5 protein-coding genes are annotated in these 7,575 nt (G+C 66.6%); 4 read left to right on the top strand and 1 reads right to left on the bottom strand.

The window, feature by feature from the left end:
- The 4 genes from CGX12_RS18340 to CGX12_RS18325 all read left to right on the top strand — a co-directional run.
- A partial coding sequence (locus CGX12_RS18340) for an iron chelate uptake ABC transporter family permease subunit (RefSeq protein WP_142995689.1) occupies nucleotides 1–764 on the top strand: 764 nt, incomplete at its 5' end.
- A gap of 114 nt (nucleotides 765–878) precedes the next feature.
- Nucleotides 879–3,005 (top strand): TonB-dependent siderophore receptor, encoded by a 2,127-nt coding sequence (locus CGX12_RS18335; protein WP_254918346.1) that lies wholly within the window; start codon nucleotides 879–881, stop codon nucleotides 3,003–3,005.
- 52 nt (nucleotides 3,006–3,057) lie between these two features.
- Nucleotides 3,058–3,909, top strand: coding sequence for an AraC family transcriptional regulator (locus CGX12_RS18330; RefSeq protein ID WP_254918345.1), 852 nt, complete (start codon nucleotides 3,058–3,060; stop codon nucleotides 3,907–3,909).
- Nucleotides 3,910–3,976: 67 nt separating this feature from the next.
- Complete coding sequence (locus CGX12_RS18325) at nucleotides 3,977–6,112, top strand: TonB-dependent siderophore receptor (RefSeq protein WP_094041301.1); 2,136 nt, start codon at nucleotides 3,977–3,979, stop codon at nucleotides 6,110–6,112.
- 149 nt (nucleotides 6,113–6,261) lie between these two features.
- On the opposite strand, the gene CGX12_RS18320 is transcribed toward CGX12_RS18325, so the two are convergent.
- A partial coding sequence (locus CGX12_RS18320; protein WP_142995688.1) for a vWA domain-containing protein occupies nucleotides 6,262–7,575 on the bottom strand: 1,314 nt, incomplete at its 5' end.

Below are 7,575 nucleotides of genomic sequence, written 5' to 3'. Positions count from 1 at the left end.
GGGTGATACTGCAGCGGCTGATCCGCAATCCCCTGGCCAGCCCGGACATCATGGGCATCTCCGCCGGCGCCACCCTGGCGCTGGTGCTGGGCGTGCTGCTCGGCGGCAGCTCCATTCACGACGGCGGCCCGCTGCTGGCCTTCGGCGGCAGCATGGCGGTGCTGGCCATCCTGCTGCTGCTCGGCCGCCGCCACGGCTACGCCCCGGCGATGATGGCGCTGGTGGGCATCGCCCTCGCCGCCTTCCTCGACGCCCTGCTGCAGTTCACCCTGGCCAAGGGCAACGATCAGGTGTTCGCCATCCTCGGCTGGCTGTCGGGCTCCACCTACCGGGTGAGCGAGGCCCAGGCCGGCTGGCTCACCGCCGGCATCCTGCTCACCTGGTTGCTGGCCCTGGCCTCGGGCCGCGGCCTGACCCTGGTGTCCATCGGCGACGGCATCGCCCTCGGCCGCGGCCTGGCCCTGGATCGCACCCGGGTGCTGCTGCTGGTGCTGGTCTCGGTGATCTGCGCCCTGGTCACGGCGGTGATGGGGCCGGTGGCCTTCGTCGGCCTTCTGGCGCCGCACATGGCGAGCCTGCTGGGCGCGCGCAAGGCAGGCCCCCAGCTGCTGCTGGCCTCCCTGCTCGGCATGGCGCTGATGCTGCTGTCGGACTGGCTGGGCCGGGTGCTGCTCTACCCCATGCAGCTGCCCGCCGGCACCCTCGCCTCCATCATGGGCGGGACCTACTTTATTTACCTGCTGGCCCGGAAACGGGCCCTGTAACCACGGGATAGAAGGCGCCGCCCGCGCGGACTCCCGCGCAGGCCGGTCAAGGCGTCAATAATTAAATAAAAATCATTTGTTTTTACAATTTTACTATCAAGGAGATTTAAAGGAATGCCGTTTCAGAAGAAACACCTGTCCCGTGTGATTGCCGCCCTGCTGGCCGGCGCTGTGCTGGCCCCCGCCCTGGCCCAGCAGCAGGACCCCCTGGTGCTGAGCACCGTCACCGTCAACGCCGAGCGCGAGAACGACGTTACCGAGGGCAGCGACAGCTATACCACCAAGAGCAGCCGTACCGCCACCAAGTTGAGCCTGTCGCCGCGGGAAACCCCGCAGACGGTATCGGTCACCACCCGTACCAAGATGGACGACTTCGCCCTCAACGACGTCAATGCCGTGCTGGCGAACACCAACGGCGTCAATGTGGAGAAGGTGGAAACCGACCGCACCTACTTCACCGCCCGCGGCTTCGATATCACCAACTTCCAGGTGGACGGTATCGGCGTGCCCCTGACCTACGGCAACCTGATGGGGGATCTGGATACCGCCCTGTTCGACAAGGTGGAGGTGCTCAAGGGCGCCAACGGCCTGATGAGCGGCGCCGGCAGCCCCGCCGCCACCGTCAACTTCGTGCGCAAGCGCCCCACCGAGGAATTCCAGGCTTCGGCCAAGGCCGGCGTCGGCTCCTGGGATTATCGCCGGCTGGAGGGCGACATCTCCGGCGCCCTCAGCGAGCGGGTACGCGCCCGCCTGGTGGTGGCCGGCCAGGACAAGCATTCCTACCTGGATCGCTACGAGCAGCAACGGGGCCTGGCCTACGGCGTGCTGGAGGCGGATCTGACCGACAGTACCCTGCTCACCCTGGGCCACAGCTACCAGCAAAACGACGCCGACAGCCCGCTGTGGGGCTCGCTGCCGCTGTTCTATACCGACGGCAGCCGCACCGACTACAGCCGCTCCGACAGCAGCGCCGCCGACTGGGCCTACTGGAATAACGAGGACAACCGCAGCTTCGTCGAGCTGGCCCAGGAGCTGGGCAACGGCTGGACCGCCAAGGCGGCCTACTCCCATCTGGAAATCGAGTCCGACGGACAGATGTTTTATATTAGGGCTAACCCCATTCCCGATGGCAGCATCCCTCAGGGTAATCACGCCAGTCATTACACTTTCAGTTCCCGCCAGGATCTGGTCGATCTCTACGCCAGCGGTCCCTTCCGGCTGGCCGGCCGGGAGCACGAGCTGGTGGCCGGCACCAGTTGGTCCTTCACAAGCACGACAGACAAATCGATGAGTGGAGCCAACAATAAACTAGAAACATTACCAAGCCTCAATGGCTGGAATGGTCACATAGCCAAGCCCCAGTTCACAGTCGACGGCGGCGGCAGCGACTGGACCGATAAGCAGCAAAGCCTTTACGCCGCCACCCGCTTCAGCCTGACCGAGGATCTGAGCCTGCTGGCGGGCGCCCGCCTCTCCAACTGGGACAGCCACGGCACCAGCTATGGTAAAGACAAGGCCACCCGTCACGACAATGTGCTGGTGCCCTACGCCGGCCTGGTCTATGACCTGACCCCGAACTACTCGCTTTATGCCAGCTACACCGAAATCTTCACCCCCCAGGTGGCGGCGGATATCGACGGCAACCGCCTGGATCCCGTCGAGGGCAGCAGCATGGAGACCGGCGTCAAGGGCGAATGGCTCGACGGCCGGCTCTACGCCAACCTGGCCCTGTTCCGGATAGAGCAGTCCAACCTGGCCGAGGCGGCCGGCGTTGTCGACGGCAGGACCCACTTCCGCGCCGTGGACGGCGTTACCAGCCAGGGCGTGGAGCTGGAGCTGGCCGGCGAGCTGCTGCCGGGCTGGGAAGCCAGCGCCGGCTACAGCTACGTGGATATCGAAGACAGCGAGGGCAACACCACCAAGACCTATACCCCGCGGCAAAGCGCCAAGCTGGCCACCACCTACCGGTTGCCCATGATGGAGCAGCTGAAGCTGGGCGCCAATATCAAATGGCAGGACGATATTTATGTCGATCTGGGCGCCGGTCGAGAGATCCGCCAGGATGCCTACACCCTGCTCGGGCTGATGGCCAAGTACGACTTTACCCCCCGGCTTGACGCCACCCTCAATGTCGACAATCTGACCGACGAAAAATACCTGAACAGCCTTTACTGGGGCGGCAGCCAAGCATTTTATGGCGAACCCCGTAACGCCAAGCTGACGGTCAACTGGAAGTTCTAAACAGGAATAACGACCGAGCCGGCCCCGGGCCGGCTCTTGCCGGAGGCACACCATGACGGCCCCCACCCCCTTGTCCCCCCAGTCCAGGCTGGACCGCCTGCTCCAGCATATCCACCAGCACCTGGATGCCCCCCTTCAACTGGAACGGCTGGCGCAACTGTCCGCTTGCTCCCGCTGGCAGCTGCAACGGGATTTCCAGGCCGCCACCGGCCTGAGCCTGGCCCGCTATATCCGCCGGCTGCGCCTGAGCCGGGCGGCCGAATGGCTGCTGAGCGGCCGGCTGCGCCAGCTCGACATCGCCCTGGGCTGCGGCTTCGATTCCGAAGTCAGCTTCAGCCGTGCCTTCCGCCAGGAGTTCGGCTGCACCCCCGGCCAGTACCGCCAGGCCGGCATACGCCGGGGCCTGAGCGCTCCCCTGCTGCGCCCCGGCAATCGGCAGTTGCTGCAGCTCCGCATCGACAGCCGTCCCGCCTGCCGGCTGATGGGCCTGAGCGACCATTGCGGCGGCCTGTTCGCCGAGCACCCCGACTTCGCCGAACGCGTTCCCCAGATCTGGCGGCGGCTGCTGCAACGCTGCCCCCATGCCCGGCAGGCGCCCATGGCGGCTATCGAAATCGACGTATGTCAGCCGGGTCGCCTGCGTTACTGGGCCGGCACCCCCTTCGGCGGCACCGCCACCGCGGGTCTCGAGTTGCTGGACGTACCGGCGTCGGAATACCTGGTGGTCCCTCACCGGGGCGAGCCCGGCACCCTGGCCGCCAATCTCGCCTGGATACTGCGCCAATGGCTGCCCGGCTCGGGGTATCGCGCCCTGTCCGCCTGCGATCTGGAAATCTACGCCCCCGCCGACACGCGCGGCGGGATGGAATACTGGATCCCCATCGCCGCTGCACCAAAATGTTAAGTCTGTTCGCCGCCAGAAAAGTAAAATGAGATTCATTGTCATTTAACCATCCCAAAGAGAGGATCTCATGCGGCGGCAACGCGCCTTTACCCCTTCCCTGCTGGCCCTGGCGGTCTCCAGCGCCCTGAGCGGCCAGGCCCTGGCCCAGTCCGGCACTGACGACGCTCCCCTGCTCACCGAAGACACCGTAGTGGTGCAGGGCAAGGCCTATCGCCATACCGCCACCAAGTCGGCCCTGGCGCCGGAGGAAACGCCCCAGGGCATCAGCGTGGTCGACCGGGAAACCCTGGACCAGCGGGGCGTGGACTCGGTGGCCGAGGCGTTGCGCTATGTGCCCGGCGTGCACACCGAGCTGCGCGGCGGCGCCGTCAGCCGGCTCGATCTGTTCAACATCCGCGGCTTTATCAACTACCAGAACTTCTACGACGGCCTGCCGCTCACCTACAATGACTGGAACCTGCAGCCCCAGATCGACGCCTTCGCCATCGAACAGGTCGAAGTGTTCAAGGGCCCCACCTCGGTGCTGTACGGCGCCATGCCGCCCGGCGGCATGGTCAACCTGATCGCCAGGCAACCGAGCAGCCAGCCCTTCAACGAGCTGACCCTGGCCGGCGGCAGCCATGATCTGCGCGAGGGAACCTTCGAGTCCCGCGGTGCGCTCAAGGACGACGGCAGCCTCAACTACAGCCTGGTGGCCCTGGGCCGCAAGAAGGACGGCCAGGCCGAAACCTCGGAGGAGGAGCGCTACCTGATCGCCCCCTCGGTGGACTGGCATATCTCGGATCGCACCCTGCTCAACCTCAACCTCTATTACCAGCACGACCCCTCCGCCGGCATTTTCAATACCCTGCCGGCCGCTGGCCTGTTCAAGGACAACGTCAACGGCCGGCTGCCCGCCGATGCCTATTCCGGCGACGCCAACTGGAACACCTATGATCGGGAAGTGCTGCTGGTGGGCTACAAGCTGAACCACGAACTCAACGACGACTGGACCTTGCTGCAGAACCTGCGCTTCATGGACGCCACCGCCTATCAGGAAAACAGCTACGGCGCGGGCCTGGATGCCGACCAGCGCACCCTGGCCCGGCGCGCCTACCTGACCGACGAGGCCTCCCGCAGCTGGGCCATCGACAACCAGCTGTCCGGCCGGATCCAGACCGGTAGCCTGGAGCACAACCTGCTGCTGGGGGTGGACTATACCTGGCTGAACTCGGATATCCGCTACGAAGACGGTGCCATGCCCGCCATCGATCTGTTCGCGCGCAACCACCGCCTCTTCCGGCCCGCTGATTTTTCCGCCGACTTTTCGGCAGACTTCCGCCGCAGCACCCGCCAGACCGGCTTCTACCTGCAGGACCAGATCCGCCTAGACCGGCTGGTGCTGATCGCCGGCGGCCGCTACGACCGTTACGTGGGCAATGAAAAGGGCATGCAGTACGGCGCCCAGGTCGACAGCACGGTGGAGCAGAACAAGTTCAGCTTCCGCGCCGGCGCCCTCTACGAACTGCCGGGCGGTTTCTCTCCCTTCGTCAGCTATGCCGAAGGCTTCGAGCCCATCACCGGTCACGACCGGCACGGCAACACCTTCAAGCCCACCACCAGCCAGCAGTGGGAAACCGGGGTCAAGTACCAGTCCGCCGACCGGCGCCACCAGGGCACCCTGTCCGCCTTCCACATCACCAAGGAAAATGACCCGACCCGGGATCCCAACGGCAGCGCCTACGACAAGATCCAGACCGGCGAGGTGGTGGCCAAGGGCCTGGAGCTGGAAGCCGGCAGCTACCTGACCGACAACCTGAGCCTGGCCGCCAGCCTGACCCTGATGGACATGGAGGTGACCAGGGACAATAGCGGACTCGCCGGCAAGACGCCGATCTGGGTGCCGGAACGCCAGGCCAGCCTGTGGGCCAACTACGAGGTCTTCGACGGCGCCCTGGCCGGCACCACCCTGGGCGCCGGGGTGCGCTATGTGGGCAAGACCCAGATGGACGCATTCAATACCGATCAGGTGCCCGCCTACACCCTGGTGGACCTGGCGCTGGGCTACGATCTGGGCCGGCTCAATGGCGACTGGGACGGTGCCCGGGTGCAGCTGTCCGCCAACAACCTGTTCGACAAGCGCTACTACAGCTGCTTCGACGACAGCAACTGCTGGTTCGGCGCCGAACGCGAGCTCAAGGCCAGCCTGAGCTACCGGTTCTGACCTTCATCTCCCCCTGAAAACGCAAAGGGAGGCAATGCCCATTGCCTCCCCTGGAGCGCAGGCGGCCCGCGCTCCACAACACCCATTCCCACGCAGAGGCCGGGAACGAGCACACGGCAAGAGACCTCGCTCCAACCCGCCTCGATCTCTTAACTCCTGGCCGCCTGCTCCAGGCTGCGCCAGTCGCTGAACAGGTGCACGGGATCGCACAGCTGGCGCATGGCGTGCAGGGCGGTGGCGTAGCCGAGCTGCAGGCCGACCAGGCGCACGCCCAGGCTGTCCTTGGTCTGCGCCACCTGCTCCCGCAGGGCGGCGGGCACCTGGAACTCGCCGTCGCTCACCAGCAGGATGTCGGCCTGCCGCCACTCCTGCTCCCTGAGGCGCGAAAGCGCCGCCGTCAGCGGGGTGACCACCTCGGTGCCGCCGCTGAAGGAGGCCCGCAGCAACGCCATCAGCTCCGCCAGGGTCAGGTGGCCGTTGTCCAGCACCTGCAGCTCGCCCTCGCCGCCGAACAGGTACACCAGGCAGCCCCGCCGCTGGCGCTTGGCCAGACGCAGGGCCTCCAGCACCATGGCCTTGGACACCTGCTCCGCCAGGCCGTGCATGGAGGCGGAGGTGTCCAGGCAGAGGATGATGGGTCCCATCTGGCTGCCCTTGCCCTGCCCCTGGCCCTGGCCGGCCCGGGGCAGGGGCCAGTCGTTGCCGGCGTCGATGGGCATGACCCCGGCCACCGCGTAGCTGAGCAGCCCCTGCTCGGCACGGCGGGCATGCCACAACAGGTGCAGCAGCGGATGGCCGAGAAAGGCCGCCTCCTGGGGCAGCATGCGGTTGATCCGGTCGGAGCGGGTGAGGCCCTGGGTTTCCATCGGCATGCCGGGCAACAGGCGTTCCTGGGGACCCGCGTCCCGGGGGCTCATCTGCTGGCGAATTTGGCTCAGGGTGGCGCTTTGCGCCGGATCCGGGCGCTGCTGGCCCATCTGGTTCAGCAGGCGTTGCAGCTCACGAATTTGAGCCACCCACTGGGACAACCGCTGTATGTCGAACCAGGCCCGATCCCGCAGCTGGCCGCCGTTGACGTCGGTGCCGATGGCCGGCGCTATGCCGAATTCCTCGGTCACCTCGTCCAGGGCCTGCCACAGGCTGACCCGCTGGCGCCACTGCTCGGCAAGGCGGGCGATGGCCCGGCGAGCGTGGCGGGCCCGGGCGCGGCCTTCGGCCTGCCGCCTGTCCATGCCGGCCCGCGCCAGCAGGGCGGCGGTGGCCGGCCAGAGCAGTTCCACCTGCTCCAGCGCCAGCAGTATGTCCTGCACCACCACCCGCGCCACTTCCGGGGTGTCCCGGCAGTAACCGAGCGCGCCCGAGCGCACCAGCAGGTGGCGCAGGCGCCGTTCGGTGCTGCCGTTCAGCCAGTCGCCCGGGGCCGGCAGGCGCCCCTTGTCCAGCCGGTACAGCCAGGCCAGCAC

Source organism: Zobellella denitrificans, assembly GCF_002237365.1.
Taxonomy (GTDB): domain Bacteria; phylum Pseudomonadota; class Gammaproteobacteria; order Enterobacterales; family Aeromonadaceae; genus Oceanimonas; species Oceanimonas denitrificans.
This window is presented reverse-complemented; position numbering and strand designations above follow the sequence as displayed.